This is a genomic window from Natronoarchaeum sp. GCM10025703, from assembly GCF_042661985.1.
Classification (GTDB): Archaea; Halobacteriota; Halobacteria; order Halobacteriales; family Natronoarchaeaceae; genus Natranaeroarchaeum.
In genome coordinates, this window is sequence record NZ_JBHSZF010000001.1 from 2,575,502 (window position 1) to 2,601,535 (window position 26,034).

A 26,034-nucleotide genomic window follows, 5' to 3' on the forward strand; every position below is an offset into this window, starting at 1 on the left:
TCAGAGCCTGTCCCGGAGTCGGTCGACGAGTCCGTCTTCGTCGACATCCTCGACCGGATCGGTCGTACTCTCCGACGCTCCGCTACCCTCGGTCCCGCTGGAAATTCGTTCCCGTTTCTGTTCCGGTCCCCGCTCCGGAGTCGACCCTGGGCCTCTCGGGCGTCGCTTCGGGGGCTGTCGTGGATGCTGGCAGTACGGACAGTGTGCTGGAGAGCCCCGCCCTGACGATGCCGGCGCTGGGCGTCGCTGGTCGATAGCCCCGCCGTCCGCCGCGGCAGGCCGGCGTGAACGGGTCGGCGCGCCGCGTGATCCGGACGGCTCCGAACGATCAGCTACGTCCCGGCGGGGCGGCGTCTCGGATCGGTCGGAGGGCGTCTCGGCGGGGGGATCAGCAGCATCGAGGCCATCGGCATCGGGAGCAGTAGCACCGCGGTCGGCAGCACCCGGCCCGTCTGCAACGCCGCGTTCGGTCTCATCCGGGCCCTCCGACAGTCGCTCTGCAGGGGCGGGGTCAGCCGACTGCGAGGGATCAGTTGGCTGCGAGGGTTCGGAAGAGTGCGAGCGGTCGCTTCCGGTGCGGTTGCCACCTTCCAGCCGGTCAACTCGGTCCCGGAGGTCGTCGACGGCGGCGAGCGCCGTGTCGGCCTCGCGCTCGACTGACTCGTCGACCGACCGGACGTGGCCGACATAGCCTCTGATGGCCTGTACGGCAGCGTCGAGGTCTGCGACCTCGGCTTCGAGTGCTTCGATTCGCTCCCCCAGTTCGCCCGTCGGGTCGGTCAGTTCGACGTCGGCGTCGCCGTCCGAAATCGCTCGCTCGACGGCGCGAAGCCGCTCGTCGACGGTGTCGATGTCGGTCACGGCGGTGTTGGCCGCCCGTTGCGGTATAAATCTGTGGCAAGCGATGTCGCGGACAGCGGCGGTATCCGGAGCGGGGGAAGGTTGATACCGGTCCAGTAACACCCTGATGTCATGAAGGTCGTACTAGTCGGGGTCGGACAGGCCGGGGGCAAAGTTACCCAGGCGCTGGCCGAGTTCGACGAACGAATGGGCTTTGGCGCAGTTCGCGGCGCGCTCGCCGTCAACAGTGCGAAAGCCGATCTACAGTCGCTCTCGATCGATACGTGTCTGGTCGGGCAGGCACGGGTAAACGGACACGGCGTCGGGGGCGACAACGAACTCGGTGCGGAGATCATGCAGGAGGACGTCGGCGAGGTGATGGGCAAACTCGACGGCCGGATTACCGCAGAGGCGGAGGGTATCTTCGTCGTCGCCGGGCTCGGTGGCGGGACCGGGAGCGGCGGTGCGCCGGTGCTCGCGCGGGAACTCAGCCGGATCTACTCGGTCCCCGTCTATGCCCTCGGCGTTCTGCCGGGGCGCGACGAAGGAGCGCTCTATCAGGCCAACGCCGGTCGGTCGCTCAAGACGCTCGTCCGGGAGGCGGAGTCGACGCTGCTGGTCGACAACGACGCATGGCACGGCTCGGGCGACAGCGTCGGCGACGCCTTCGACGCCATCAACGACGCCATCGCACAGCGCGTCGGCCTCTTGCTGGCGTCGGGCGAGGCAGTCGATGGAGTCGGCGAAAGCGTCGTCGACTCCAGCGAGGTCATCAACACGTTCCGGGAGGGCGAAATCTCGGCGCTCGGCTACGCGAGTGCGGCCGCAAGCGAGGACAGCGCCGACAACATTAACACGGCGATGAGCACCGCCCGACAGGCGCTGTTTACCGGGACGAGCCTTCCCGATGCGCGGACGGCGGACGCCGCACTCCTGGTCGTCGCCGGCAAGCCGGAGGCGCTCCCCGGAAGGGCGTCGAACGGGCGCGGCGAATGGTCGAGGACGAGACCGGGAGTTTGCAGGTCCGGGGCGGGGACTTCCCGCTGGAGTCGGACCGGCTTGCAGCGCTCGTCTTGCTGTCCGGCGTCGAGCGCTCCGAGCGAATGGAGGAGTTCATGCAGCGCGCAAAAGAGGCGAACAGCGGCGAAACGGAGCGGCCGGGAGCTCCCGGCGATCAGTTCCAGAACGACGAACTGGAAGACCTGTTCTGAGCGTCAGGCCGACCGCAAAACCGATACCTGCTCCTACACGAGGCTCGCGCCGTCGTAGTCAGGACGGTCGAAGTCGATATCGAGCAGTTCGAGGAGTGTCGGCGTGATATCGAGCAGGTCGGCGTCCTTGATCTCTGCGTCCTGGTGGTCGATGAACAGACAGGCGTTCTGGAACGTGTGCATCCCGTTTCGTGGCCCCGTTCCGAACACGTCGCCGTGTCCTTTGAACCCCGATTTCAGGTCGTAGCCGTCGTTCGGAATCACGACCAGGTCCGGCGCGATGTCGTCGTGGTCGCCCCGGAACGCGTCCTCTTTCTCGACGACGCGTTTTGCAACCGGTTCGCCGTCCGGGCCTTCGAGCCCTTCGAGCTCAGCTTTGAGTTCCTGTCGGACCTCCTCGTACTCCGCTTCGGGGACGCTCCCGCGTGGCTCCCGATCCTCCAGATTGATGTAGAACCGACCGGGGATCAGCGAGTAGGCGGTGGTGTCGTCCGCGATGTCGCCCAGTTCGTCGTGGTCGTCGTCCTCGAAGGAGAGCCAGCCCTCCTGCTGGAGCCAGGCGTTGAGGTGGACCTCGTAGTCCAGTGTCGTGAAGCCGTGATCGCTGGCGACGGCCATCGTGACGTCGTCGGCGAGCATCTCACGTAACTGGCCGAGGTAGTCGTCGAGTTTGCGGTAGAAGTCGAGGAACTCCTCTTTGTACTCGCCGTCGCGTTCGTAGTCCTCGAACAGGAAGTGATTGACCCGATCGGTCGTCATGAAGACGCCGAAAAACAGGTCCCAGTCGTCCTCTTCGATGTAGTGTGAGAACGCCTCGAACCGACGGTCGAGGGTTTCGTTGGCGTTCTCGATGAACTCCTCTTTGTCCTCGCTGTGGCCGAGTTTTGCGTTCGCGTCGATCCTATAGTCGATCCCGTCGAGATAGGTCGCGAGTTCCTCCGGATACGCGGCCTTGTCGATGCTCGGTGAGAGAAAGCCCGAGACCATCCGCTGGACGTTCCGCTGGGGAGGAAAGGTGACGGGAACGTTCATCACCGTCGCCTTCCGGTCGTTCTCCTGGGCGACGTCCCACACGCGCTCGGCCTGGACGTCACGCCCCATCGGGACGTAGGTGTCGTAACTACCGATCTCGCGGTCCTGAAAGCCGTAGACGCCGGTCTGTCCGGGGTTCTTCCCGGTCGTCAGACTCGGCCAGCAGGCGCTCGATTCGGGCGGGACGATGCTGTCGATCGGTCCACCAGCGCCTTCCTCTGCGATCGCTGCCAAGTTCTCGAACTCGTCGTAGCGGTCCGCGAGTAAACTGTACGGCACGCCGTCGATGCCGAAAAACGCGACCCGCGGCACGTCGTCACCGCGTAGCCGATCGAATAGACCCATACGATAGGTTAGATTGGACTGCTACAAGAAGGTTCTTTTCACTGTCAGTGCAACCGCTCGTCACGGATCGCGTCAATCCTTGCGGTCGTCTCGGTCGGTCCGGATGCTCCGGGAACCAATCACTGCTCGACTCGGCCGGTTTCCGGATCGAAGTTCTCCGGGACAACCGTCAGATGGTCGATTCCGAAGGACATCTCCGGGCGACTCCGCTCGGACGACGAGTCACCGTTGATCCCTTCGTCGACGTCGGCAGGAGCGGAATTACTGGTAGCCATCACCTGAGACTACCCGCTCTATCGGTAAAAAATTACTCATGCTCATAACGAATGGGTCCGGAGCGGAGAATAACTCCGGAGTATCGGCCAGCACTGTCGGGACGAAAAGAGGTGAAAAGAACCGCAGTCAGTTACGAGGGCTGTCGAAGTTCTCGTCGTACAGATCCATCGCGTGCTCGATGGCCTCTTTGGCGGCCGCTTTGTCCTCCCAGCCCAGCGTCTCGACTTCCTTGCCGGCTTCGAGGTTCTTGTAGGTGGAAAAGAACTCGTCGATCTCGTCGAGCAACTGATCGGGCAGATCCTGCAGATCCTCGATGTGGTCGTAGCGGGGGTCTTCCGTCGGCACGGCGATCACTTTGTCGTCCTGCTCGCCGTCATCGTCCATCTTCATCATGGCGACCGGTCGGGCCTCGATCACACACCCGGGGAACGTCTGGTCCTCGACGAGGACAAGCACGTCGAACGGGTCCTCGTCGTCGTAGTACGAGCGGGGCAGAAAGCCGTAATCGCTCGGGTAATGAACGTTGCTGTGAAGCACACGGTCGAGGACGACGCCCGGAACGGACTTGTCGTACTCGTACTTGTTGCGCTCGCCTTTGAGACACTCGACGACTGCGTAGATCTCGTCCGGCGCGTTCGGGCCGGTTTCGAGGTCTTCCCAGAGATTCGTCATACACCGTAGACTGCTCCGGCGGCCAAAAAGTACTTTCGGGATCCTCTCGACGCTAGTAACCGAGAACGTCGTCTCGTGATCCGCCGTCAGCTTTCCGCGTACTGAGGACGCCAGAGCCACAGCCACGTAATATTCTGAAGATATAATCTAATAATATCGCACAATGGTTAAGAAGTGTTAAATATCCAGCCTTCTTTTTCACGTCCAGCCATGTCAGAGGCACAGACAGTTGCCGATGTAGGAACAGTGCGCGATTTGACCGCGTTCCAGAGAAATATACTGATCATACTCTCCGAGGAGCCGATGTACGGGCTCGCTATCAAGCGCGAACTCGAGTCGTACTACGACGACGAGGTCAACCACGGACGACTCTACCCGAACCTCGACGAACTCGTCGAACTCGGACTGGTCGAAAAGAGCGAGCTAGACAAACGGACGAACCAGTACGAGCTTACGTCGGACGGAGAAGACGCTATCTTCGAACAGCTCGAATGGTCGCTCTCGAAACTCGGGGCGACAGACGGACGAGGAGCCAAGCTACAAACCATCGTCGACGGATCGGCCTAGTACTCCGGTACTCTCGTCTCGGTCGTCTCGAAGACGAGCGATATCGACCGATCTACGGCCCTTCTCTGTTCTTCCGACGGCCAGGCATTCCGTAGATAGTACTCCGTCCGAAACTCCGATAGCTCTGCGGCCGTCGCCGCCTCGACCCGGCGCGCGTAGTGGTTCTGCATGAAATCGGCGAGGGCCCGCGCGTTGTCCCCGTGCACGTCCCCGTGTTCCTCGCGGACGCGCTCGACGATCCGGTCGTTGTGGGCTCGCACTTCGTCCCAGTCGTCCGGATCACCGGGCCCGGAGAGGGGAATCTCGACGGCACGGTCGGTGTCCTCGATCCGGTCCGGCCGTATCATATCGTCGTCCAGCCACTCTGTCGGGTAGAGAACCAGTACGTCGCGAGTATCCTCCGACCGGACGCGGGCCTCGAACTCGTGGTTCGCGAGCGTGTCGTCCCGCCGCGACAGGTACGCCGCCTGTTCGCGCTCGACGCTGGCTTCTCTTGCCAGCCGAGTCAGCCGTTCGGCTTCTTCGACGACAGCAGCGGGTAGTTCAGGCATCGTCCAGCGCCTCGTTTGCCAGTTTGTCCGCCCGGCTATTGACTTCTCTGGGTATGTGTTCGAGCGACCAGGAGTCGAACTTCTCGAGCAGTTCGCGGGCCGTGACCCGCAGTTCGCGGAGTTCGGGGTTGTTTGCGGACCATTCGCCCTTGACCTGTTTGATGATCAGTTCCGAATCGCCGCGGACGTCGATGATGTCGAAGCCGAACTCGTCAGCGGCTTCCAGCGCCCGAATCAGCGCCTCGTACTCGGCGCGGTTGTTCGTCGTCTCTCCGATCCGCTCGCCCCCATCGGCGACGATTCCGTCGCTATTCACGAGTACCCAGCCAACCGACCCTGGGCCCGGGTTCCCCCGACAGGCCCCATCGAAGTAGACGTGCGCGCGACCGCTCTCGTCTCTGAGAATCGCTTCGATCTTTTCGGGGTCGAACCCTGAACGACGACCTTCTCGTCGTAGGCGACTGCCGTTGCGCCGTCCGTCGAGGCCCGCCACTGCTCGTGATCCGTGTTCCCATCGACGATTTCGACACCCTCCTCTCGAAGCCGTTCGCGCGCCTCGTCGACGTCACACTCGTGAACTGGCATTGACGCAAGGTCAGCCTATTCGAGTTATATGTGTTTCCGTTTCGGTCCAGTAGCTGCTATCGGTATTCACCATACGGCGTCGGGATAGCCGAATCTGCGGGGGACTACCTGGCCGATAGCCTCAAGGGCCCCACCAAGGGTTTAAGTATGTTCGTAGTACTACTATAAAAATGCGATGACACGGTCCACCCGCCAGCGGGAGCGCGAACGAGAGACGGAGAATGGGGAGGAGGAGAGCGAGGGCGTCCGGGAGTGTCCGGAGTGTAGCTCTGACAACCTCGTAAAGAGCTCTGATCGCGGAGAACTGGTCTGTAACGACTGTGGTCTCGTCGTCGAGGAGGAGAAGATCGATCCGGGTCCGGAGTGGCGGGCGTTCAATCATCAGGAGCGCCAAGAGAAGTCGCGCGTCGGCGCTCCGACAACCCAGACGATGCATGACAAGGGACTGACGACCACCATCGACTGGAAAGACAAGGACGCGTACGGTCGATCCATCTCCTCGAAGAAACGGAGCCAGATGCACCGGCTCCGGAAGTGGCAAGAACGGATCCGAACCAAGGATGCCGGCGAGCGAAACCTGCAGTTCGCACTCAGCGAGATCGACCGCATGGCCTCGGCACTCGGCGTCCCCCGCTCTGTACGCGAGGTAGCGTCGGTCATCTACAGGCGCGCGCTCAAAGAGGACCTCATCCGCGGGCGCTCCATCGAGGGCGTCGCGACGAGTGCACTCTATGCCGCCTGCCGGAAGGAAGGCATCCCCCGCAGTCTCGAAGAGATCTCGGAGGTCTCACGGGTAGAGCGCAAGGAGATCGGCCGAACATATCGATATATCTCCCAGGAACTCGGCCTGGAGATGAAACCCGTCGACCCGAAAAAATACGTTCCCCGCTTCTGTTCTGAACTCGAACTCAGTGAAGAGGTACAGACGAAAGCAAACGAAATCATCGAAACGACCGCCGAGAAAGGACTCCTCTCGGGCAAGTCGCCGACCGGCTACGCCGCCGCGGCCATCTACGCCGCCTCGTTGCTCTGTAACGAAAAGAAGACCCAGCGAGAAGTCGCCGACGTCGCGCAAGTGACCGAAGTGACGATCCGGAACCGCTATCAAGAGCAGATCGAAGCGATGGGCATCCACAGCAGGAACGGAGCGACTCCCTCGCTCTCGACCGCTGATTCCCAGTGACTACTCGGTCGGACCGGCGGGTGGCTGCCACCCAAATCAGCGAGGAGTCCCGCCGTTGACGGCGGGTGTAGGTGATCCGTGAAACGAAGATTCTTTGCGCGGACACACGAACTACGAGCGAATGCGCCTCGACGAGTTTATCGACGGGCAGAGCGCGACGAGCGTGCGGAGCGTCGCCGTCTCGCCGAGGAGAAGTCCTACGAGATCACGGAGTACCTCGACCGGGTGCAGGACCGCTTCGAGGACGTCATCCAGGACGACACGATGGTCGGCAGCACGTCTCCATCGGTGTTCGTCGGGCACTCGAACTACCCATCCGTCTCGACGGGCGTGCTCTCGCCGGTCGGCGACGAGGAACACGCGGGCGACTACGTCACTGACGATAGCTGGTACCAGAAGGGCTACTCCATCGACGACGTCTTCCAGCGCCGCACCGGCCTGATGAACTCCCAGCAGACCGTCGACGTGGACGCGCCGGGACGCCGATCCGGGCAGACGACCCCCTCGGTCGCCGACGCCTGGGACGGGATGATCGGAGCACAGCGCGAGGTCGCCATCGCGGACCGTCCGGTCGACGTCGAAATCGGCCTCGACGGTCGGCCGGACCTCGGCGTCGATGTCGACGACATCGCGGCCCCGACCGGCCCGAACGTCGCCGCCGACTCCGTCGACCTCACCGAGAACCCCTACGTCCCGCGACCGGTCAAGAAGACCCTCGAAGACGACGACTGGCAGGCCGAGGGTGCGATGACGTATCTCTACCGGCGCGGCTTCGACGTCTACGACATCCGCGAGATACTCTCGGCGGGTGCGCTCGGACAGGGCGAGAACCGACGCCTCGTCCCGACGCGCTGGTCGATCACCGCGGTCGACGATACCATCGGGAAGTATCTCCGGGGACGCTTCGCAACGCCACGAGCATCGACGAGACCCAGATCTGGTACAACGAGTTCATGGGCAATCGCTTCTGGATCGTCCTCACGCCCGGCCAGTGGGAGTACGAACTGGTCGAGATGAAAGCACCGGGCAGCGTCTGGAACCCGACTGTCGACTCCGGCTACTGGCTCGCCAGCGCCTCGGAGGGCTACGAGGGCCGGACGGGCTACGTCGACGAGACCGCCGGCGCGTACTACGCCGCCCGCCTCGGCGTCCTCGAACATCTCGCCGAGGAGGGCCGCCAGGCGAAGTGTCTCGTCCTGCGTGAGGTCACCGACGAGTACTGGGCCCCGGTCGGCGTCTGGCAGATCCGAGAGAGCGTTCGCAACGCGTTCGATCCCGACGCCGGACGGGAGGTGGCTGGTGCGGAGATACCGCCATCGCTCGCGGGCGAGCACGCCACCGCGGAGTCGTTCCGGGAGGGGATCAAGGGACTGGAGTCACAACTGCCGATCTCGATCGGGGCCCTGCGTCGGAAATCCGATATGGTGGCGGGGATCCAGTCGCAGTTGAGCGACTTCTGAGCGGGCACAGTCGAGGCGTCCGAGAGAGTGAAGCGCCTGTTTGAGCCTACGGTATCTATAATATTCCGGTCCCGGAAAGTGCCGGGTATGAGACGGCGATCTCTACTGGCCGCGCTCGGCACGACCGCCGCGCTCGCTGGCTGTCTGGGCGAGGGCGCTCGCAGTCCCGCTGCTGAAAACGGGAACGAGGAGAACGGCAACGAATCGACGCCCGACGAGGACCGGATCCGTGACCGATTCGACGGCGAACCGACCCGACCGGAGTGCGAGCAGGACTCCGAGACGATCACCGTCGAGCGCGGCGACGAGACGCAGGAGAAAGAGACAGTGGGGACGATCCCGTACCCCGATGCGCCGTCGTCGTTCAGCGACGAGGACGTCCTCGAGTACGTCGAATCGTTCGAGGCGGCGTACGTGCGACACGACGCCCTCTGCGGGAGTTCGGACGACATCATCGGCTTCGCATACAACGTCGAGGAGCGCAATACGCTCGATTGGGACGGCGAGACGACCGTTGTCTACCTGTACTACGCCGGCGGAGCGACCGGCGGGGTCGACGAGGATGGCAACGAGTGGGCCGCCGATCTGGGATTCCGTGGCATCGTATACGGCGTCGACGAGACCGGTGCCGCCAGGGTCGACGTGGACGGGCCGGAGGAGAGCCCCCGACGAGCCAGTCGCTCAGCTACCCGGGCTACTAGATGATGGTGAGTTCGTCGTGGCTTTCGAGTGAGACTCAGTCGGTCGCTTCGATCTTCGCGAACACGCCGTCGACCATCTCGCCGGTATCGTCGAGAATACTGTCCCACTCCTCGCTCTCGGGCGGCACCATGCCCGAAAGCCGGGCGATCCGCATGATCGAGACGTGGTAGACGGTCTGCGTGCCCGGTTCCTCCTCCCAGACGATCATGTTGCAGGGGAAGAGTCCGCCGATCGACTTCGTGACGCCGAGCGCGCGGTCCGCAATCGCCGGATTGCAGGCTCCGAGGACGTAGTAGGGGTCGCGGTCGGCGTCGACCTTCTCGTTGAGCATGTCGGACGGGGAGAACTCGACCGGGACGCCGAAGCCGGCGTCCACACAGATCTCGCGGACGTGATCGATCGCTTCCTCGTGGTCCATCTCGAGAGTCGCACGTTTCTCGCCGATATCGTCGGAGTCCAGTTGCTGTGGATCGTACGGGAGCGTCATACATCTCCTACTGGCTACGCGGATAAAACAGTACGTATCGCGCAAGACAGTCACAGCGGGACCGGAAGCCACCTGAGCGCCCGGAGCACGAGTTCCGGAGGCAGTAATGGCTCGCGCAGGACCAGCCAATCGAGCAACACCAGTCCAGCGCCGTGGGCGACGACCGACGGCAGGATCGACTCGCTGTAGTAATCGACGCTACCGAAGAGCACGTCGGTCGGCCCCGAGAGCAGAAACTCGACCGGCGGCTTCCCGGCGTGCAACAGGGCGTAGACGACGGGGCTGATGAACACGGCTTTGAATCCGATCTCCCGGACGCCGACACAGAGCAGTCCCCGAAAGTAGGTCTCGGTCGCCAGCGCGAGCAAGAATAGCTGGACGGCGTGGGGGACGAACTCGCCCAGCGCCAGCGTAGTGTGCCACATCGGGTAGAACGAGCGGATGCTGGGCAGGGTCGAGCCAACGATGTAAAACGGCAGGACGAACGCCGCAAGCAGAAGGGTGTTTCTGATCGCCGTCCGGTCGACCTGCCAGCCGATTCGGCGGCCGTGTGAAAGACCCACCAGCAAGGGGCCGACGATGAAGACGAGAACGTCGCGGACGACACGCTCGGAGAGGCCGCCGGTCGACCAGTACTCGTAGAGTAGAAGTAGGCCTCCGGCGGCGAGAAACGCCCGCTGTATCCAGGAGAGCGACATCACCGTTCGTCTGGCTGTGCTCGCGAGTTCGGTCACACCGTATCAGTTGGTTGCGACGGGACCGTCGCCGATGACGGCCTCGACGTCGTCGAGGAACTCCTGTCGGCTCTGGAAGTAGGTCGTCTCGACGTCGCCGAGGAGCGTTTCGAGCGTCTGTGGGCCGTCCGGAGTTCTGATCTCCGTTTCACCCTCGCGGCGAATGACCTCGCTCTGCTGGAGCGGCCAGGTAAGCCGCGACGCGGGACGGGCGAGGGGCGCACCCTTGAGGGGTGTCTCGTCGCCCAGTTCAACGGCAGGTGCTTCATCCTCCGTTTCGTCGTCTGACATACCTCGACGTTCTGGGCCCCTGCGATTATGTTTTTCGTTTCGCCGACTCCCGCACTACCACTGGATCGTTTGATGGCCTTCTTTTCACCGGCCGCGCCGAACGCCAATACTTGACGGCACCGGAACGGCCGAGAACGGAATGTCTGACGTACTGTTATGTAGCAGGGGCTACAACACCATGCACATGTCTAGCCTCGCGGACGTTTACGAAGGCCACGTCGGGGAGGTCGGGGACGTCCGGCGGCTCTACGTCGGCACCGGGCTGTTTCTCGCGGGAGCGGTGCTGACCGTCCTTGCAATGCTCGTCGCGACGACCGGCCTCGCCGCTGTGTTCGGCATCGAGGGGGAGTTCACGCCGAACCTTATCGGCGGCATACTGGCCGGCCTCGGCGTTCCGGCGATACTCCTCGGCGTTTCGACGATCCTACCAGCAAGTGATCGACTCCGCGCCGCCTCGGTGATCGGCGCGAGCATCGCCGTCCTCGGCGTCGCGCTGTTCTGGCACGCCTATCCGACCGACTGGGCGGGCTACAACCAGAACCTGACGCCGTACGTGCTGGGCGTGTACTTCCTCGGGATCATGATCACGCTCGGCTGTCTGTTCGTCGGCATCGCAAACTTCAAAGAGCGCAACGACCCCGGCGGCACCGTCTCGCTGGAGGTCCGAACCGAGAGCGGCGAGACGCGCATCGTCGAAGTCGACCGCTCGTCGGTCGATTCTGGCGGCCTCGGCGGCGTCGGCATGCTCGGCGGGACGCCGGACGGTGAGGTCGAGACGCAGACGAACCGGTCCGAAACACCACAGAAAAACGTGACGCGGGGAGCAGAACAGAGCCAGAGCGCGGACCAGTCGGGTCGTACTCCCGGGACGTACGGCTCGTCGACGAGCAGTTCGACACGGGAAACGAACGATACCAGCGGCGGCTTCGGTTCCTCGGGCACGGCCAGCGACGGGGGCAGCCGCCTCCGACATCAGTTCGCCGCTCGACGACGACGCTCCCTCCTCGGAGTCGAGTCCCTCGAAGAACGTCGGCGACACGTACTGCGGAAACTGCAGGCACTTCCGATACGTCAACTCCTCGAACGGCATGCAGCCGTACTGCGGCTACAACGAGCAGGTCATGGACGACATGGACGCCTGCGACGAGTGGCAGCCGAACCGTTAAGATTCGAGCGTTTCTACCATCCGCTCCCAGTGGCTCCCTTTCCAGAAGTACTGTCCACAGGAGCGACAGCGCCAGAGCGTCTCCTTCTCGCCCGGTTTCGGTAGCTCGTCGGGGACGTACTCCGGGAAGTCCGGCCGGAACGTTTCGACTGCCTCGAGGGGGCCGTTACACTGGCCACACCGGGTGGGCGTCTCGGCGGGCGTGAGATCGATCCCCGCATCGGCCAGTTCGGATAGCTGGCCCTCCGTGTCCCGGACCGTCAAGAGGACGGCCTCGTCGGCGCGGTCGGCAAGCGCCTGATCACGCGTCAGGATGATCCTGTCCTCCGCGTCGGCGGCCGCGAGCACTGCGTCGTCCGCTTCGAGCCCCCGGTCGGGCGCGTAGACGGCGTCGTGACCGCAGAGCCGGAGGTACGGCGGCAGGCGACCGCACATCGCGTCGACCAGAAAGCGTGCCATCTGAGTCAGTGAATGAAGTTCAGAAGCTCCTCTATCGGCCACGTGTTGAGCACGTCCGCCGCCTCGGCCCAGCCACGGCGAGCGGTGTGGACGCCGTATCTGACGTTGCCGAACTCGCCGGGGCCGTGAGCGTCGGTGTTGATAGCGATGGGTGCGCCGGCCTCTACGGCGACCTGAACGGGGCGGCCCCACAGATCCAGGCGCGCGGGGTTGCTGTTGACTTCGAGTGCGACGTCCTGCTCGGCGGCCACGGCGGCCAGATCCGTCACGTCGAGGTCGAGGCCTGCGCGCTGATTGAGCAGACGGCCGTGAGGATGGCCCAACACGTCTACCGCCGGGTGTTCCATCGCCGTCGTGAGCCGTTCGGTCGCGGGCCCCATGTCGGCGTCGAGCGCGCTGTGTGGCGAGGCGACAATCACGTCGAGCGCGTCCACTGCGTCCTCGCCTACCGAGAGCCCGCCGTCGGCGTCGATGTTCGCCTCCACGCCGGTCAGCACGTCGATATCGGCGTCCTCCGCGACCGCTCGTACCGCGTCGACCTGCTCGATCAGTTCCTCGTCGTCGAGGCCGGTGTTGCCGAAGATGCCCGGGCCGCTCGCGTGATCGGTGACCGCGAGGTAGTCGTGGCCGAACGCGGCGGCCTCCGCAACCATCTCCTCGATGGCGAACCCGCCGTCCGACCAGTCGGTGTGCGTGTGGATATCGCCGCGGATATCGGCTTCCGTCACGAGGTCGGGGAGTTCGCCCGCCGCCGCGGCCTCGATCTCGCCGCGGTCCTCGCGGAGTTCCGGCGGTATCGTCGGCAGGTCCAGCGCCTCGTACATGCTGGCCTCGGTCTCTCCGGCGATCCGCTCGCCGACGCGCTGGTCCCGGTCGGGGTCGTCGACCGCCGAAACGTCGAACGCGCCGTACTCGTTGAGCTTGATCTCCCGGTCGAGCGCGTAGTTGCGCAGGTGGACGTTGTGATCCTTGCTGCCGGTGAAGTACTGCAATGCACTGCCGAACTCGCTGTCGACGACGACCCGGAGATCGACGCGGACGCCGCCGCCCGCTCTGACACTCGCCTTGCTCTCGCCCGATTCGATGACCGAGTCGACGCGCTCCCAGTCGGTGAAGACATCGAGAACCGCCTCGCTGTCGTCGCCCCCGACGAGCACGTCCACGTCACCGACTGTCGCGCGCCAGCGCCGGATCGACCCGGCAACTCGCAGGCGGTCGACCGGCTTGCTGTCGGCGAGATACTCGACGAGCACGTCAGCAAGCGGGCGGCCGTCGCCGAGCAGTTCACGCTCGCGGGCGGTGCGAGCGAACTCGATGTTCTCCAGAATGTTCTGCTCGGTCTTCGCGCCGAAGCCGCGTACCGCCTGGATCTTGCCCTCGCGGGCGGCCCGGTCCAGGTCGGCGAGGGTCTGGACGCCGAGTTCGCGGTAGAGCGTTCCGACGGTCTTTGGACCGACGCCCTCGACCCGCGTGAGCGCGTCCATCTCGACGGGCATCTCGCCGCGAAGTTCCTCAGCTCCTCGATCTGCCCCGTCTCGGTGTACTCGACGATCTTCGCGCCGATGGCGTCGCCGACGCCGTCGATCTCTTCGAGCCCCTCGACACCCTCCCTGGCGAGGTCCGACACGGACGCAGGATGTTCGCGGATGTTCTCGGCTGCACGACGGTAGGCGCGGGGCTTGTACTCGACGTCTTTGGCCTCCAGCAGATCGGCCATGGCCTCTAGCTCGGCGGCGACCTCCTCGTCGGGGGTCATCGGCCCCTCCCGGTACTACCGAGCCGTCCCGAACTCGAATCCTCGTGGCCAAGCGCCTGCTTGAGGAAGGACATCCAGCGTTTCTTGTCTGCGGCCTCCTGAGCCATCTCCTCGCGTTCGAGGTCAGTGGGTTCGAGACTCTCCAGGGCGTTGAGAGCCCGATCGATCCCGACGATGCTCCGGGCAATTCGTTCCCCCTCCTCGAACGTTATCTCGCCCTCCTCGATCCGCTGGCGGCGCTGGAGCCGTTCGCGCCGCAGGTTCTTTTTCGCCCGGTCGACGCGCTCGCGTTCGCTCTCCGGAAACGTGTCGCGGCGCTTGATCTCGAAGACGAACTCGTGGAGGTCGATCTCTTCGCCCTGCACGGAGATCTGCTCCGGGATCTCCGCGCCGACCGTCGACCCCTCCCGGTCGACGCGCTCGATGAGCTGCTTGCGCTGGTACTCCTGCATGGTCGTAGGTGAGGCGTCGACGATCAAAAACCCACGGCGAGCCATGAACTGCGATCGGTCGGACGTTCCGAACGTTCGGCTCCGGTAACCGAATCCCTCCGGACCAACCGCGAAGCCCGTCGGACCGCAAACCCCTTTTGACGGCCGCCCGAAGGTGTATCAAATGGCGAAATGCGACGTGTGCGGGCGCGAAGAGAACATGCCGTACAACTGTAGCGAGTGCGGCGGCACGTTCTGTCCGGAGCATCGTCTACCGGAAAATCACGACTGTCCGGGCCTCACCCAGTGGAACGATCCAGACGGCGTCTTCGACAGCGGCTTCGACGACACCGTCGAGGACTCGACCAGTTCGAAGAGCCTGACCGAACGGCTCGGGATCAACACGGGACCGGGCGGCCCGCTCGGCTATTTCCGCGGCAATATGACCTTCGTGTTCCTCGTCTTGATGTGGGTCACGTTCGCCGCACAGCTAGTCGTCCAGACGTTCACCGGCATCACCGGGAACCCGGGCATCTACGATCTCGGCCTGTTTCAGGCGCTCTTTACGCTCGATCCGGCCAACCCGCTGTACGTCTGGACGTGGGTCACCTCCATCTTCGCGCACGGCGGCCTCTTCCACATCGCGGTCAACAGCATCGTGATCTACTTCTTCGGCCGGCTGGTCGAGAACTACGTCGGATCGCGCGATTTCGCCGTGCTGTTCATCGTGAGTGGCATCCTCGCCGGACTCGGACAGATCGGAATCGGGCTGCTCATGGGTAACGCCGTTCCCGTCCTCGGCGCAAGCGGCGCGGCGCTGGCGATCATGGGTGTCCTGACGATTCTGAACCCCAGCCTGAAGGTGTACGTCTACTTCATCATCCCGATGCCGATCTGGCTGCTGACGGTGCTGTTCGCCGGCTACTCCATATTCGCGGCCAGCGCGCCGGGCGTCGGCGGCGGCGTCGCACACGTTGCGCACCTGATCGGGCTTGCTGTCGGCCTGGCCTACGGCAACTACGTGAAAGGACAGATCCGGACGCCGAACCAGCTTCAACTGGGCGGCGGCGGTGGCGGCCCCGGTGGTCCGGGCGGCCCCGGCGGCCCCGGACGCGGACGCTTCTGAAAGACGGATGTCCGACTCCGCAACGCTCGCCCGTCCCGACCTCGCTCCCGATCCCGACAGTAGCCGTCAGGAGATGAAGGCCCAGCAACGCGAAATCGCCGCCGCGGCGACGTTCACGGACGACCTGGAGTTCGATCCGGCGGCGATCACCGACGGCCCGCTGTCGGTACTCGGCGAGGAACTGCCGCTCGTCGCCGGCGTCGATCAGGCGTTTCTGGACGACCGGGCGATCAGTGCGATCGTCGTTTCTCGGGGCGGTGAGGTTGTAGAGCGCGTCTACGCCGTCACTGACCTCTCGATCCCGTACGTTCCCGGCCTGCTTGCGTTCCGCGAGGGCGGGCCGATTCTCGACGCCTTCGAGCGTCTCTCCGTCGACCCCGACCTCGTCCTGTTCGACGGGAGCGGGCGCATCCACTTTCGCGAGGCCGGAATCGCCACACACATGGGCGTCGTTCTGGACCTCCCCAGCATCGGCGTCGCGAAGAACCTGCTCTGTGGGACGCCGACCGAGTCCGTCGAGGGACTGCCCGAAGGCGAGCGCGTTCCCATCGAGGCCGACGACAGCGTGACTGCCCCGGACGGGACGGTGATCGGCCACGCCCTCCAGACCCGCCAGTACGACTCGCCCGACAGACACATCAACCCGCTGTACGTCAGCCCTGGCCATCGGGTGAGCAACGACACGGTGACCGACCTCGTGCTGGCACTCACCGAGGGCTACAAGCTTCCCGAACCGACGCGTCGCGCCGATGCCTACGCCGAGGAGGCGAAGTCCCTGATCACGGAGTGAATGTCGGCCCGACCCTGCGGAGATTTCTCCTATGCTTAATTACCTGGCTGATAATTGAGGTATATGGCCGATACGCGAGACGACGAGACGAGCGAAACGCCGCCGCAGGAGGGCGGCCGACTGAAGACGGTGCTCATCACGGGCTGTTCGTCGGGGATCGGACGCGAGGCCGCGAAGGCCTTTCTCGACGACGACGGGTGGAGAGTCTACGCCACCGCACGCGACACCGACGATATCGCTGACCTCGGTGAGGCTGGCTGTGAGACGGCGACTCTGGACGTCACCGACGTCAACCAGGTACGCCAGGTCGTCGAGCGAGTTATCAGCGAGACCGGCCGGGTCGACGCGCTGGTCAACAACGCCGGCTACGGGCAGATGGGACCGATCGAGGAGGTCCCAACCGAGGTCGTCCACGAGCAGTTCGACGTCAACGTCTACGGGCCACATCGGCTGACCCGGGCCGTCCTCCCGCACATGCGCGAGCGCGAGCGCGGAACCATCGTCAACGTCTCCAGCGTCGTTGGCCGGGTCTCGCATCCCGGTGGCGGCGTCTACGCTGGCTCGAAGTTCGCGCTCGAAGCGATGAGCGACGCGCTCCGCCCCGAGGTCGAGCCGTTCGATATCGATGTCGCACTGGTCGAACCGGGACCGGTGAACACCTCGTTCAGCGACAACGTGCAGTCCAGGACGGAAGCGCTGGAGCGCTCGGGCGCGTACGACTGGTTCTACTCGGTGATCGAGGACACCCAGTTGATCGGGGGCGGCGGGTTCGGGTCCGTCGAGGCGAAACAGGTCGCGGAGACGATTCTCGAAGCGGCGAACAGCCCGGATCCCAACTCGCGCTATCCGGTCGGCTCGTTCGGGAAACTGAGTTCGCTTGCTCGACTTACTCCCGATCCGATCCGGGACGCACTGTTCGGCGTTGTGCGGCGGTTCGTGTAGTGAGCGCCTACACTCAGTCGTCGAGTAACGGACGAAGTAGTGCGGCCAGTTCCTCCATGTCGCTGGCAGCCACTGGCGCGTCCGGGCGGTCGTCATCGCCGATGTAGACCGTCTCGAACCCCGCTTCACGGGCGGGAACGATATCCTCCTCGAACGTATCGCCGATATAGACGAACGTGTCTGCGGGGAGTCGCTCTCTGGCAATCTCGAAGATGCCGTTGTCCGGCTTCCGCGTGCCGACTTCGCCCGAAACGATGACGGTATCGACGAGTTCGGCAAGACCGTGCGTTTCGATCTTCCGCCGTTGCATGCGTCCGTCGCCGTTCGTCAGGATGCCGGTCGGATGCTGTGTTGCGATAGCTTCCACGAGCCCGCGGACCGAGGGCGACAACCGCGTCGCGTCGGCTTCCGTCTCGATATACTTCTTCGCAAGCGCCGCTGGATCAACGTCGAGGTCGTACTCGACACGAACCGCATCGAACGCCTGTTCGTAGGGTCTTTCGTCACTCTGGCTGATTCCTGCGAGCACGTTTCTGGAGTAGGTTTCGATCATGTCCTCGCTGGCGTCGGTGGGAACCGTTCGTGTAAATAGCTCCGCGAATGGGCTGCTGTATTCGAGCAGCGTCCCGTCGAGGTCGAAGTAGACCGCAGTCGTCATGATTGGCCATCAGGGGCGTCGAGAAAGTAGGTTTCGATCCTTTTACACCGGCACGTCAGTGGGCACTCGTCTTCAGGTTCGTCTGATCAGGCCAGACACTGCCCGACGATCCTGAGCATCCGTTCGCCGCGTACCTCGTCGGCAAAGAGCGGGACGCGCTTGATGTCGTGCCCGCGGAACACGTCCTGGGCCGACTGCAGGGCGTCCTGCTGAACGTCCCAGCGGCGCTGGCAGAACTCGCAACTGTCGAGGTTCGGCGTGACGAACTGGTCGGCATCGACCGCGTCTGTCACGTCCGCGAGGTCCTCCATCACCTTGTTTACGACGACCGTCTCGACGGGAATCTCGAACTCCACTAGCTGGTCGATGAGACGCTGGCTCTCGAGGACGCTCATCTCCTCGGGCACCATCACGACGCGGAAGTCGGTCTGTGCGGGGTCCCGCAGCGTCGCCCGGAGACGTTCGATCCGGTCGCTGAGTTCGCGCAGTTCGTCGACGCCCTCCTCCTGCGTGGCCTCCTCGCCGCCGAACATCCCCTTGACGCCGTCGAGCATCCCGCTGAAGCGTTCGCGCAGGGCGACGATTCGGCCGACCATCGTATCCATGATCTCCGGCAGTTCCAGCAGTCGCAGGGTGTGACCCGTCGGCGCGGTGTCGACGACGACCCGGTCGAATCGCGGGTCGTCCATGTACTCGATCAGCTTCTGGATGGCAACCGCCTCGTCGGATCCGGGCATCGATCCGCCCATCAGCATGTCCATCGGCCCCTCGCCGCCGAGCATGTCACCGAGACCGCCCATGCCGCCCTCTCCGCCCGCATCTGCACCCATCTCGGGACCGCCAGCAGGGTCGCCGCCACCGAACATCGCGGCGTTGTCCTCCATCGCGTCGTCGGGGTCGATTTCGGCGGCATACAGCGGGACGTTCTCGCGTACGCGTTCCGGGCGCGGCGAGATGTCGGTCTCGAACGTATCGGAGAGCGAATGGGCCGGATCGGTCGAGACGACCAGCGTCTTCGTCCCGGACTCGGCGCTGCCAGCGCGGTCGCGGCCGCCATCGTGGTCTTCCCGACGCCGCCTTTGCCGCCGTACAGGACGTACTCGGGCGTCTCGGGTGCGATCTCCGCTCGGGATTCGACGTCTACCTGCATATCGCCGTCATCCACGGGCGCAACGTCTTCATTGGCCGGCTCTTCGGACTCCTCCTCGACCTCGTCGACCGCCTCGACGTCGATACTACTCATGGCTGGCGCTACCGCGCGGGGACTTGTGTACTCGTCGGTTTATATGTGATCGGGCGACCAGAGCACGCGGACGCGAAGGGTCAGCAGTGCCGACCCGTAGTCCGACTACCCCGAGAGGGCTGTGCAGGCGAAGTACTCTCCGAGTCGGTCGGCCGCCTCCTCGGCGCGGGGCGACAGCAGCGCGAACCGTAGCCACTCCTCGCGTGCGCCGCCAAAGGCCTCGCCGGGCATCCCCGCAACGCCGGTGTCATCGATCAACTGCTCGACGTTCGCGAGTGTCCCCGGAAAGTCGGGAAAGCGGGCGAGCACGTAGAACCCCCTCGGGCGTCGTGTACTCGGCACCTGCACGATCCAGACCGCGGGTGAACGCCTCGATCCGTGCCTGCATCCGCTCGCGGTTCTTCCGGTAGTACTCCGTCCCGGTCTCCTGTAGGGCCTGCAGGACGGCGTACTGGGCAGGGCGACTCCCGGCCACGTTGACCAGCATGTGTCGCGTTTTTACGTCGTCGACCAGCTGCTCCGGAAGGACGGTGTAGCCCACGCGAAAGCCCGTGATCGCGAGTGACTTCGAGAAGGAGTTGGTGACGATCCGATGTGCGGAGTCGATAGATAGCGCGCTCGTGAACGTCCCGGAGTAATCGAAATGGTCGTACACTTCGTCGCTGATCAACAGCGCGTCGACGTCCTCGGCTATCGCCACGAGTTCGCGCATCGTCGCCTCGTCGTAGACGGCGCCGGTGGGGTTGTTCGGCGTGGACACAACGATCATCGCAGTGTCCTCGCTGGCGGCCTCACGGACCCGTGCCGGATCGAGAGAGCCGTCTTCGGCGACGGGGACGTACCGGGGAGTGCCATCCAGCATGGTGGCTTTCTGTGGATAGTACGGGTAGACGGGATCAGTGAGCAACACCTCGTCACCGCGCTTGCGCTCCATCGCCGCCGCCATCGCGAGATAGTTCGCCTCCGCGCCGCCGTTCGTGACGACTACGCGCTCCATGTCGACCCCCGGCGCTCGGCGATTTCGGCACGAAGCTTCGTCAGCCCCTCGCTGGGTTGGTACTGAAACGTCGACGGCTCCCCGCCCGCGTACTCCCTGAGTCCATCGCGGAGCACGGCGGGTGCCTCCCAGTCCGGACTGCCGCTCACCATACTGATCACGTCCTGGTCCGACTGATCGGCGTACGCCATGACCTGAAAGAACAGCGGCCGCTCGTTCTCCATAGGGATCGGTTCGAGCCATGATAGGTGTGTCTTTCGAGACGGCGTGGATTCAAGAGGAAGCCGACCGACCCACCGACATGAACGAACCGGAAGACGAACTCCAGCCGACCGAAACCGAACTCGTCGACGAACTCGGCGACGCGCTCCGCGAGCGCAACGGCACCATCGCCGCGGCGGAATCGTGCACTGGCGGACTGATCGGAACGATGCTCACCGCAGTACCGGGCTCCAGTGATTACTTCGACCGGTCGCTCGTCACCTATGCCTACGACGCCAAACGACAGCTTCTCGGCGTCAACCGCGAGGCGCTCGACCAGCACGGCGCGGTCAGCAAACCGGTCGCCGAACAGATGGCGAGTGGCGTTCGTGATACCGCAGACACCACCTGGGGCGTCGGCGTAACCGGCGTCGCCGGCCCCGACGGGGGGACAGAGGAGACGCCGGTCGGAACCGTGTTTATCGGAGTCGCGTACGCCGCACCGTGGGGGACGAACGACTCGTACACCACCGTCTCCCGGTACGAGTTCGACGGCGACCGGGCCGCAGTCCGTGCTGCGACGGCCCGACAGGCGCTCGAGGACGTCCTCATGGAGGTCCGGACGGAGTCGTGAACGAGTGGCCAGTACGTCTCCACAAAGGGAAAGTATCATCCAGCATGAGAGCCGAGAGGAAGCAACGCCCACCCACGAATGAATAAAAAAGGACACGTCCTCAACGGTATCTTTCTGAGCATCGGTCTCGCCTACCTGCTGGAACCGTCCGGCGACGAAACGACGTTTCTCACGATGGTTGCAGTCGGCATCCCGGTCACGCTCGGCGCGCTGTTTCCGGACGTCGACACCGACTTCGGGAAACACCGGAAGACCCTGCATAACCTCCCGATACTGGGTCTGTTCGTCGCGTTTCCGTACTTTTTCGGCGGCAACCTCCAGTACGTCTGGATCGGCGTCCTGACACACTACGTGCTCGATATCGCCGGGAGCAAGCGCGGCATCGCGCTGTTCTATCCGCTCTGGAAGGAGGAGTTCGGGCTCCCGATTGGCGTCGCCGTGAGCAGCAACCGCTCGACACTGATGACCCTGATCGTCACTGTTGGGGAACTCGTCGTGGCAGCGCTCATCATCTACGACGTGCCGCTGATGGCGCTCGACGCCGCCCGACAGTCGCTCGGTATCTAATAGACGGCAACGTTGTCGAACCGACCGTCGTACACTGGCTGTGTCGGCGCTGTTGGCTCGGGCCCCGACAGCACGATCCGATCGAACTTTGTCCACGTGTTCTCCCAGCCCAGATGTGCGAACTCCGCCGCTGACTGGAGGCGGTAACGCCGACCCGTTCGCCGACAGACCTGTCGAGGTACTCCCTCCTGCAATCCCGCACACAGGTCTGTCGCGGTGTCGATATTGCGCTCGAAGGCTGTCCACGCGGCGCCTACGGATCCGGCGAGATGTGCGTAGGACGATCCAGTCACCGGCACGTCGACCGTTTCGGCGATCTCGCGGGCGCGAGCGGTGTGTCGGGACCAGTGTTTCAGGTTGTACACTTCGATCGCATCGATAGTATCTCGATAGTCGACAATGTTCCCTTCGGTCAGCCCCACAGTCAGGAACTCCGGATGCGGGACGACGACCGTAGCGTCCTGCCGTTCGAGTTCGGCCATCGCGGCGTCGAGCGGAATGAAGTCGGGGATCGGGTCGGAAAGGCCTATCGCGAGAACGTGTTTGCGGTTCGTCCAGTTGCCAGTGAACACCTCGCGGGCAGGGACGACCAGCAGTTCGTCGTCGGAGTACCGCTTCGCTCGGCGCTCGATTTCGGGGAGCGACTTGAAATGCGGTGCGTACACCAGCACGTCGATCCCACAGTCTTTCGCCCGGTCGACGATTGCATCGTCGAGCATCTTCACGTGAAGATCGACTCGCGTCCCGTCTCGTTCGTTCACGCAGGCGAGTTTCCGGCGATCTGAATTAGCGGTTGCGGTATCGGCGTGTCCTCACCGCCGCCAGAAGCCGTCGTAGTGATCGAGCAGGGAGACGAAGGCGACGTGCGGGAGCGTCAACACGGCGATGAAGACCAGATAGACACCCATCAGGCTCTCCGGGTCGGTACTCGCTTCGGGCAGAAACGCCACGAATCCGACGCCGAACACGAGCGCGAGCAGGGTCAGCGGAAGCGCGTCCCGGGTGAACCGGACAAGGGGCCTGCGCACCGCGCCGCGGGAAATCGCCGTTTCGATATCGTCGTCGAGCAGGAGATAGCGGACGATATGCCGCAGCGAGTGCCAGAAGCAAAAGTACAGACCGATCGCAAGCAGTGGCGGCACCGTTGTGAAGAACAGAACCAACAGCAGGGTCTCGGCGGCATCGATCCGCCAGCCACGGTCGTTGCTCGCGCGGATCCGCCCGATAGCGAGCGTTGCGACGACGAGAAGCCCGTAGCCCAGTCCGACTAAAAGCCGAGCCTCCGCGGTGAATACGGGATCGAGCGCGGAGACCGCACCGGGGTCGACGACACCGACGATCCAGCCAGCGACGCGCCGGTACTCGCCGGGAAACGCGACGAGGGGCACGAGCATCGGCGCGCCGCCGCGAACGAGCGCGGTCAGTGCCGTCCCGCCGAAGCCGCGAACGTGGTCGGCTCCCACGATTTCACGCAGCGGGTGGACGTCGCCCTGCCCCCAGTGGAACCAGGTGAGTAGAATAAAAAATACGAACGCAACTACGGGGGAGAGGATCCAGACTATGGCGTAGCCGCCGCCGAGGAGCGCGTAGACTACGCCGACCTCGGCCATCGAGCGGGTCGTCAGCCCGGTGCCTTTTGCGCGGGGAGCGACGAGGTGGTCGACCGCGCCATGCGGAAGCCCAAGCAGGAGTGCACTCACGAACAGCGGAAGAAGCTGTATCGACAGCGGAATATCGCTCCCGAGCACCGAGACGGCGACCGACGCGATGACGAGCGTGAGCCACCCTGGAAGGAGCGCCAGCCGAACGGGGCCGTCGAGGCGGGTTCCGGAGACGGCATCGACGACACCCCGTGCAGTCGGAATTGTCCTACCGGTCATGGGTTACTGTTGGTGTTGTCGCATAAAAAAGGACGAACTGCGGGTCGGCGACGGATGTCAGTCGTCAGTCGGGGCGGCACCGCTGGTCGACTCGCTGCTGAGCGACGGCATGTTTGCGATAACCGACTCGTTGGTTGCAACCCAGTTCAGCAGCAAGAACGCGAAGATGTACTTCGCGACGATGTCGAGGAGCGAGTACGCCCAGGACGTGAGGGCAACGCTCTCGATGACTGCGAGGCCTTCGGCACCGAGCGCCCAGACGATCGGGTAACCGAGCCACATCGCGACAGTCAGCAACTTCAGCGTGTTGAAGATGCTGGCTGTCCCGGCGGCTTCAGCGTCCTCCGGCCACTCGACGAGGATCACGTACAGCACGGCCACGAAGAACATGCAACTGATGAAGTACCAGAACCATCGCAGGCCGTGCGAGGACGTGGTCAGCGCGGCGGCGAGGCCGGTCACGCACATCCCGATGTCTGCGGTTATGGCGGTGAATATCTTCGTAATGTTAGATCCGGCCAGCAATCCGAGGGCAAGTAGGATCATCGGCGTCGACAGTGCCCACGTGAGATATCTGCCCCACAGGCTCAGTACTTCCTCGCCCGCGAGTGCATGCCCCGCCGGCATTGTCTCGAAACTCATCGTCAACCCGGATGCAAGCCCGGTGTAACTGGAGATGGAAACAAGCGGGACCATCAGCGTCGCCACGAAGATCAGCTGTGACCGTGGATCCTCGACGTTACGTCCCATATAGACGAACAGGAGGATCGACAACCCAGCCAGCGCGATATTAACCCAAAGCGACAGGTTAAGCAACTGGTCGTCGATGATTTCGTTATAAACGTCCGTCTGCGTCATTTCGAGGATCAGTTCTGAACTGTGCAGCGTCGCTATATCACCCGCTATCGCCTCTAACATGAATACATTAGTCCAGCAGTACGGTTACATAAAAAGAGTACAACCTTACTAGTATGGTGACCACCAACAAATGACCCCATGCCACCCTCTCGGCAAGCAGCAGATTCTGATTTCATTTCGACTGAGAGACATATATCGAACGACGTGAAGTACCCCGCGCACGGTGGCGCGGGGCGTCCGTGTTTAGTCCTGCACAGCTGAGGCAACGGTCTTTAATTCCTCTCGCGCTTGACTCTGAGAGTCTTGCGCCGACGTTCCGTGTCGGTGAACACCCGAAGCGTAAATTGCTCCGTGAGAGTCGGGGCCTCCACCAGCCCCCGATGCCGCCCGTCTCATCTTCTTCACGCGGGGAAGCTTGTTGAGAGACGGCACATTTCCAGTTTCTTCGTCTAACCAGTTCTGCACAACGCACACCGCCGCCTTCCTATCAGCGTGGTCTTGAAAACCACACTTCTCGCACTTGAACCGTTTCTTGTGGCGATTCCCTCGTTCAGTGTGCTGGCACTCCGTTCTCGGGCATCGCTGACTCGTGTACTCAGGGTCAACCTCGTCAGAGGGAATCCCGTCCCACGCAGCTTTGTACGACACCATGTTTTGGAGTGCAGCGAACGCAGTGAGTGGAGGCGACGGTTCATTCGCGTTCCGTAGTCGATGGAGTCTCGCATGTCTTTGAGGTCTTCAAAGACAAAAAGCGGGTTCGTGAACTGCGACACCCATTCAACTACTCGACGCGATACTTTGTGCAGACAGTCGTGAACATAGTCGCGTTCTTCAGTTTGAACGACCGTCTCGAACGCGGTCTGTCCTGCTTTCTGCATCCGCTTTCGCTTGGTGAAAAACTCGTGGCGCTGTTCTTTCACCGACGGATACTCAAACACTACTGAGTCCTTTATTGCGCCGTCACGACTCATCGCAGCGAGAGCGATGCAGTCCTCGTTCACATCCACGCCAACAATCGTATCTGCATCGACTTTGTTGGCCACTCGATGCGTCTCGTGTGTGACGGTAACGTGGAGCCGCCACTCGTCGTGTTTGTGAACAACTTCAGCCGTTCCAACCCGCCACTCATCGTCGTTGAACGCTGTCTGGAGTCGGTCGAAGTGGTCGGGGCTGCCACGGAGTTCACCTTTGACGTGGGTGCCTCTCGTGGCCGTGACTCGGAACCGAATTAACCCACCATTTTCGGGGAATAGGCGGTAGCCTTCTTCGTGGTTCATCACCATCGGGTACATCCCGTCGATGTAGGGGTATGGCCGACCCCCATCGTCGTCTTTGTTGTCGTGGTACGTTTCGATTTCCCCAGTGCCTTGTCAACGATGAGTTGACTGGTG

At 63.4% G+C, this 26,034-nt stretch carries 24 protein-coding genes and 7 pseudogenes; 11 read left to right on the plus strand and 20 right to left on the minus strand.

The window, feature by feature from the left end; translation table 11 throughout:
• The gene (locus ACFQH2_RS14450) at positions 1 to 861 is read right to left on the minus strand and encodes a DUF7310 family coiled-coil domain-containing protein (RefSeq protein ID WP_377054761.1); all 861 of its coding nucleotides are present in this window, start codon (positions 859 to 861) and stop codon (positions 1 to 3) included.
• Between the two features lie 111 nt (positions 862 to 972).
• Between ACFQH2_RS14450 and ACFQH2_RS14455 the strand changes: the two are divergent.
• Positions 973 to 2,051: pseudogene (locus tag ACFQH2_RS14455) on the plus strand (tubulin/FtsZ family protein).
• Between the two features lie 33 nt (positions 2,052 to 2,084).
• On the opposite strand, the gene ACFQH2_RS14460 reads toward ACFQH2_RS14455, so the two are convergent.
• The 3 genes from ACFQH2_RS14460 to ACFQH2_RS14470 all read right to left on the minus strand — a co-directional run bounded on the left by ACFQH2_RS14460 (position 2,085) and on the right by ACFQH2_RS14470 (position 4,376).
• A complete protein-coding gene (locus ACFQH2_RS14460; RefSeq protein WP_377054765.1) occupies positions 2,085 to 3,428 on the minus strand; it encodes an alkaline phosphatase family protein in 1,344 nt (447 codons plus the stop codon).
• Between the two features lie 119 nt (positions 3,429 to 3,547).
• On the minus strand, positions 3,548 to 3,703 hold the full coding sequence (locus tag ACFQH2_RS14465) for a hypothetical protein (RefSeq protein WP_377054767.1): 156 nt from the start codon (positions 3,701 to 3,703) through the stop codon (positions 3,548 to 3,550).
• 127 nt (positions 3,704 to 3,830) lie between these two features.
• Positions 3,831 to 4,376, minus strand: a complete 546-nt coding sequence (locus ACFQH2_RS14470) for an inorganic diphosphatase (RefSeq protein WP_377054769.1) — start codon at positions 4,374 to 4,376, stop codon at positions 3,831 to 3,833.
• A gap of 210 nt (positions 4,377 to 4,586) precedes the next feature.
• On the opposite strand from ACFQH2_RS14470, the gene ACFQH2_RS14475 reads away from it, so the two are divergent.
• Positions 4,587 to 4,943 carry a PadR family transcriptional regulator gene (locus ACFQH2_RS14475; protein WP_377054771.1) on the plus strand — a complete coding sequence of 119 codons (357 nt, stop codon included), beginning with the start codon at positions 4,587 to 4,589 and terminating at the stop codon, positions 4,941 to 4,943.
• Here ACFQH2_RS14475 and ACFQH2_RS14480 read toward each other — a convergent pair.
• Together ACFQH2_RS14480 and rnhA are read right to left on the minus strand one after the other, a co-directional pair.
• The gene (locus tag ACFQH2_RS14480) at positions 4,940 to 5,494 is read right to left on the minus strand and encodes a DUF7108 family protein (protein WP_377054775.1); all 555 of its coding nucleotides are present in this window, start codon (positions 5,492 to 5,494) and stop codon (positions 4,940 to 4,942) included. The two genes, ACFQH2_RS14475 and ACFQH2_RS14480, sit on opposite strands and share 4 nt — an antisense overlap.
• A pseudogene (rnhA, locus tag ACFQH2_RS14485) lies at positions 5,487 to 6,079 on the minus strand (ribonuclease HI). The gene ACFQH2_RS14480 and the pseudogene rnhA overlap by 8 nt, the downstream one beginning before the upstream one ends.
• A gap of 175 nt (positions 6,080 to 6,254) precedes the next feature.
• Here rnhA and ACFQH2_RS14490 point away from each other — a divergent pair.
• The 3 genes and pseudogenes from ACFQH2_RS14490 to ACFQH2_RS14500 all read left to right on the plus strand — a co-directional run bounded on the left by ACFQH2_RS14490 (position 6,255) and on the right by ACFQH2_RS14500 (position 9,427).
• Positions 6,255 to 7,262 carry a transcription initiation factor IIB gene (locus ACFQH2_RS14490; RefSeq protein ID WP_377076872.1) on the plus strand — a complete coding sequence of 336 codons (1,008 nt, stop codon included), beginning with the start codon at positions 6,255 to 6,257 and terminating at the stop codon, positions 7,260 to 7,262.
• 121 nt (positions 7,263 to 7,383) lie between these two features.
• Positions 7,384 to 8,722 (plus strand): annotated as a pseudogene (nreA, locus tag ACFQH2_RS14495) (DNA repair protein NreA).
• Positions 8,723 to 8,809: 87 nt separating this feature from the next.
• The gene (locus ACFQH2_RS14500) at positions 8,810 to 9,427 is read left to right on the plus strand and encodes a hypothetical protein (protein WP_377076873.1); all 618 of its coding nucleotides are present in this window, start codon (positions 8,810 to 8,812) and stop codon (positions 9,425 to 9,427) included.
• 31 nt (positions 9,428 to 9,458) lie between these two features.
• Here ACFQH2_RS14500 and ACFQH2_RS14505 read toward each other — a convergent pair whose 3' ends face one another.
• Genes ACFQH2_RS14505 through ACFQH2_RS14515 form a run of 3 tightly spaced genes read right to left on the minus strand, consistent with a single transcriptional unit; the run spans position 9,459 to position 10,936 of the window.
• A complete protein-coding gene (locus ACFQH2_RS14505; RefSeq protein WP_377054785.1) occupies positions 9,459 to 9,911 on the minus strand; it encodes a DUF302 domain-containing protein in 453 nt (150 codons plus the stop codon).
• Between the two features lie 50 nt (positions 9,912 to 9,961).
• The gene (locus tag ACFQH2_RS14510; RefSeq protein ID WP_377054787.1) at positions 9,962 to 10,609 is read right to left on the minus strand and encodes a CPBP family intramembrane glutamic endopeptidase; all 648 of its coding nucleotides are present in this window, start codon (positions 10,607 to 10,609) and stop codon (positions 9,962 to 9,964) included.
• A 42-nt stretch (positions 10,610 to 10,651) separates the two neighbouring features.
• Positions 10,652 to 10,936 carry a DUF5789 family protein gene (locus tag ACFQH2_RS14515; RefSeq protein WP_377054789.1) on the minus strand — a complete coding sequence of 95 codons (285 nt, stop codon included), beginning with the start codon at positions 10,934 to 10,936 and terminating at the stop codon, positions 10,652 to 10,654.
• Between the two features lie 184 nt (positions 10,937 to 11,120).
• Between ACFQH2_RS14515 and ACFQH2_RS14520 the strand changes: the two genes are divergently transcribed.
• A complete protein-coding gene (locus ACFQH2_RS14520; RefSeq protein ID WP_417579802.1) occupies positions 11,121 to 12,206 on the plus strand; it encodes a hypothetical protein in 1,086 nt (361 codons plus the stop codon).
• On the opposite strand, the gene ACFQH2_RS14525 is transcribed toward ACFQH2_RS14520, so the two are convergent.
• From ACFQH2_RS14525 to ACFQH2_RS14535, 3 genes and pseudogenes are all read right to left on the minus strand, one after another.
• Positions 12,099 to 12,560 (minus strand): Mut7-C RNAse domain-containing protein, encoded by a 462-nt coding sequence (locus tag ACFQH2_RS14525; protein ID WP_377054793.1) that lies wholly within the window; start codon positions 12,558 to 12,560, stop codon positions 12,099 to 12,101. The genes ACFQH2_RS14520 and ACFQH2_RS14525 overlap by 108 nt on opposite strands.
• Before the next feature lie 5 nt (positions 12,561 to 12,565).
• Positions 12,566 to 14,316, minus strand: a pseudogene (gene polX, locus ACFQH2_RS14530) (DNA polymerase/3'-5' exonuclease PolX).
• Positions 14,313 to 14,768 carry a DUF5788 family protein gene (locus ACFQH2_RS14535; protein WP_377054797.1) on the minus strand — a complete coding sequence of 152 codons (456 nt, stop codon included), beginning with the start codon at positions 14,766 to 14,768 and terminating at the stop codon, positions 14,313 to 14,315. Before ACFQH2_RS14535 ends, polX begins: the two are co-directional and overlap by 4 nt.
• Before the next feature lie 163 nt (positions 14,769 to 14,931).
• Between ACFQH2_RS14535 and ACFQH2_RS14540 the strand changes: the two genes are divergently transcribed.
• The 3 genes from ACFQH2_RS14540 to ACFQH2_RS14550 all read left to right on the plus strand — a co-directional run bounded on the left by ACFQH2_RS14540 (position 14,932) and on the right by ACFQH2_RS14550 (position 17,605).
• Positions 14,932 to 15,873 carry a rhomboid family intramembrane serine protease gene (locus ACFQH2_RS14540; RefSeq protein ID WP_377054799.1) on the plus strand — a complete coding sequence of 314 codons (942 nt, stop codon included), beginning with the start codon at positions 14,932 to 14,934 and terminating at the stop codon, positions 15,871 to 15,873.
• 7 nt (positions 15,874 to 15,880) lie between these two features.
• Positions 15,881 to 16,663 carry an endonuclease V gene (locus tag ACFQH2_RS14545; RefSeq protein ID WP_377054801.1) on the plus strand — a complete coding sequence of 261 codons (783 nt, stop codon included), beginning with the start codon at positions 15,881 to 15,883 and terminating at the stop codon, positions 16,661 to 16,663.
• Positions 16,664 to 16,726: 63 nt separating this feature from the next.
• Positions 16,727 to 17,605: an SDR family oxidoreductase gene (locus ACFQH2_RS14550; RefSeq protein ID WP_377054803.1), complete on the plus strand. Its 879-nt coding sequence runs from the start codon at positions 16,727 to 16,729 to the stop codon at positions 17,603 to 17,605.
• Positions 17,606 to 17,618: 13 nt separating this feature from the next.
• On the opposite strand, the gene ACFQH2_RS14555 is transcribed toward ACFQH2_RS14550, so the two are convergent.
• From ACFQH2_RS14555 to ACFQH2_RS14565, 3 genes and pseudogenes are all read right to left on the minus strand, one after another.
• Positions 17,619 to 18,263 (minus strand): HAD family hydrolase, encoded by a 645-nt coding sequence (locus ACFQH2_RS14555; RefSeq protein ID WP_377054805.1) that lies wholly within the window; start codon positions 18,261 to 18,263, stop codon positions 17,619 to 17,621.
• A gap of 86 nt (positions 18,264 to 18,349) precedes the next feature.
• A pseudogene (locus tag ACFQH2_RS14560) lies at positions 18,350 to 19,506 on the minus strand (ArsA family ATPase).
• A 105-nt stretch (positions 19,507 to 19,611) separates the two neighbouring features.
• Positions 19,612 to 20,727: pseudogene (locus ACFQH2_RS14565) on the minus strand (pyridoxal phosphate-dependent aminotransferase).
• A 77-nt stretch (positions 20,728 to 20,804) separates the two neighbouring features.
• On the opposite strand from ACFQH2_RS14565, the gene ACFQH2_RS14570 reads away from it, so the two are divergent.
• Together ACFQH2_RS14570 and ACFQH2_RS14575 are read left to right on the plus strand one after the other, a co-directional pair.
• Positions 20,805 to 21,338 carry a CinA family protein gene (locus tag ACFQH2_RS14570; protein ID WP_377057098.1) on the plus strand — a complete coding sequence of 178 codons (534 nt, stop codon included), beginning with the start codon at positions 20,805 to 20,807 and terminating at the stop codon, positions 21,336 to 21,338.
• Between the two features lie 78 nt (positions 21,339 to 21,416).
• Positions 21,417 to 21,905, plus strand: a complete 489-nt coding sequence (locus tag ACFQH2_RS14575) for a metal-dependent hydrolase (protein WP_377054811.1) — start codon at positions 21,417 to 21,419, stop codon at positions 21,903 to 21,905.
• On the opposite strand, the gene ACFQH2_RS14580 is transcribed toward ACFQH2_RS14575, so the two are convergent.
• The 5 genes and pseudogenes from ACFQH2_RS14580 to ACFQH2_RS14600 form a co-directional block, all read right to left on the minus strand.
• Complete coding sequence (locus ACFQH2_RS14580) at positions 21,902 to 22,666, minus strand: PHP-associated domain-containing protein (protein WP_377054813.1); 765 nt, start codon at positions 22,664 to 22,666, stop codon at positions 21,902 to 21,904. The two genes, ACFQH2_RS14575 and ACFQH2_RS14580, sit on opposite strands and share 4 nt — an antisense overlap.
• 51 nt (positions 22,667 to 22,717) lie before the next feature.
• Positions 22,718 to 23,785, minus strand: coding sequence for a Brp/Blh family beta-carotene 15,15'-dioxygenase (locus ACFQH2_RS14585; protein WP_377054815.1), 1,068 nt, complete (start codon positions 23,783 to 23,785; stop codon positions 22,718 to 22,720).
• Positions 23,786 to 23,842: 57 nt separating this feature from the next.
• A complete protein-coding gene (locus ACFQH2_RS14590; protein WP_377076874.1) occupies positions 23,843 to 24,703 on the minus strand; it encodes a bacteriorhodopsin in 861 nt (286 codons plus the stop codon).
• Positions 24,704 to 24,886: 183 nt separating this feature from the next.
• Positions 24,887 to 25,294, minus strand: coding sequence for a zinc ribbon domain-containing protein (locus tag ACFQH2_RS14595; protein WP_377054818.1), 408 nt, complete (start codon positions 25,292 to 25,294; stop codon positions 24,887 to 24,889).
• Between the two features lie 17 nt (positions 25,295 to 25,311).
• A pseudogene (locus tag ACFQH2_RS14600) lies at positions 25,312 to 25,935 on the minus strand (IS200/IS605 family accessory protein TnpB-related protein); the annotation flags it as partial.
• Positions 25,936 to 26,034 lie beyond the last annotated feature (99 nt).

What these genes read in the sequence shown, in the direction of transcription:
- ACFQH2_RS14480 (WP_377054775.1), bottom strand. Translation starts at nt 5,494, where the DNA reads ATGCCTGAACTACCCGCTGCTGTCGTCGAAGAAGCCGAACGGCTGACT.
- ACFQH2_RS14520 (WP_417579802.1), top strand. Translation starts at nt 11,121, where the DNA reads ATGTCTAGCCTCGCGGACGTTTACGAAGGCCACGTCGGGGAGGTCGGG.
- ACFQH2_RS14460 (WP_377054765.1), bottom strand. Translation starts at nt 3,428, where the DNA reads ATGGGTCTATTCGATCGGCTACGCGGTGACGACGTGCCGCGGGTCGCG.
- ACFQH2_RS14545 (WP_377054801.1), top strand. Translation starts at nt 15,881, where the DNA reads ATGTCCGACTCCGCAACGCTCGCCCGTCCCGACCTCGCTCCCGATCCC.
- ACFQH2_RS14550 (WP_377054803.1), top strand. Translation starts at nt 16,727, where the DNA reads ATGGCCGATACGCGAGACGACGAGACGAGCGAAACGCCGCCGCAGGAG.
- ACFQH2_RS14510 (WP_377054787.1), bottom strand. Translation starts at nt 10,609, where the DNA reads ATGTCGCTCTCCTGGATACAGCGGGCGTTTCTCGCCGCCGGAGGCCTA.
- ACFQH2_RS14490 (WP_377076872.1), top strand. Translation starts at nt 6,255, where the DNA reads ATGACACGGTCCACCCGCCAGCGGGAGCGCGAACGAGAGACGGAGAAT.
- ACFQH2_RS14475 (WP_377054771.1), top strand. Translation starts at nt 4,587, where the DNA reads ATGTCAGAGGCACAGACAGTTGCCGATGTAGGAACAGTGCGCGATTTG.
- ACFQH2_RS14500 (WP_377076873.1), top strand. Translation starts at nt 8,810, where the DNA reads ATGAGACGGCGATCTCTACTGGCCGCGCTCGGCACGACCGCCGCGCTC.
- ACFQH2_RS14515 (WP_377054789.1), bottom strand. Translation starts at nt 10,936, where the DNA reads ATGTCAGACGACGAAACGGAGGATGAAGCACCTGCCGTTGAACTGGGC.
- ACFQH2_RS14590 (WP_377076874.1), bottom strand. Translation starts at nt 24,703, where the DNA reads ATGTTAGAGGCGATAGCGGGTGATATAGCGACGCTGCACAGTTCAGAA.
- ACFQH2_RS14575 (WP_377054811.1), top strand. Translation starts at nt 21,417, where the DNA reads ATGAATAAAAAAGGACACGTCCTCAACGGTATCTTTCTGAGCATCGGT.
- ACFQH2_RS14570 (WP_377057098.1), top strand. Translation starts at nt 20,805, where the DNA reads ATGAACGAACCGGAAGACGAACTCCAGCCGACCGAAACCGAACTCGTC.
- ACFQH2_RS14535 (WP_377054797.1), bottom strand. Translation starts at nt 14,768, where the DNA reads ATGCAGGAGTACCAGCGCAAGCAGCTCATCGAGCGCGTCGACCGGGAG.
- ACFQH2_RS14470 (WP_377054769.1), bottom strand. Translation starts at nt 4,376, where the DNA reads ATGACGAATCTCTGGGAAGACCTCGAAACCGGCCCGAACGCGCCGGAC.
- ACFQH2_RS14585 (WP_377054815.1), bottom strand. Translation starts at nt 23,785, where the DNA reads ATGACCGGTAGGACAATTCCGACTGCACGGGGTGTCGTCGATGCCGTC.
- ACFQH2_RS14595 (WP_377054818.1), bottom strand. Translation starts at nt 25,294, where the DNA reads ATGGTGTCGTACAAAGCTGCGTGGGACGGGATTCCCTCTGACGAGGTT.
- ACFQH2_RS14505 (WP_377054785.1), bottom strand. Translation starts at nt 9,911, where the DNA reads ATGACGCTCCCGTACGATCCACAGCAACTGGACTCCGACGATATCGGC.
- ACFQH2_RS14465 (WP_377054767.1), bottom strand. Translation starts at nt 3,703, where the DNA reads ATGGCTACCAGTAATTCCGCTCCTGCCGACGTCGACGAAGGGATCAAC.
- ACFQH2_RS14540 (WP_377054799.1), top strand. Translation starts at nt 14,932, where the DNA reads ATGGCGAAATGCGACGTGTGCGGGCGCGAAGAGAACATGCCGTACAAC.
- ACFQH2_RS14555 (WP_377054805.1), bottom strand. Translation starts at nt 18,263, where the DNA reads ATGACGACTGCGGTCTACTTCGACCTCGACGGGACGCTGCTCGAATAC.
- ACFQH2_RS14525 (WP_377054793.1), bottom strand. Translation starts at nt 12,560, where the DNA reads ATGGCACGCTTTCTGGTCGACGCGATGTGCGGTCGCCTGCCGCCGTAC.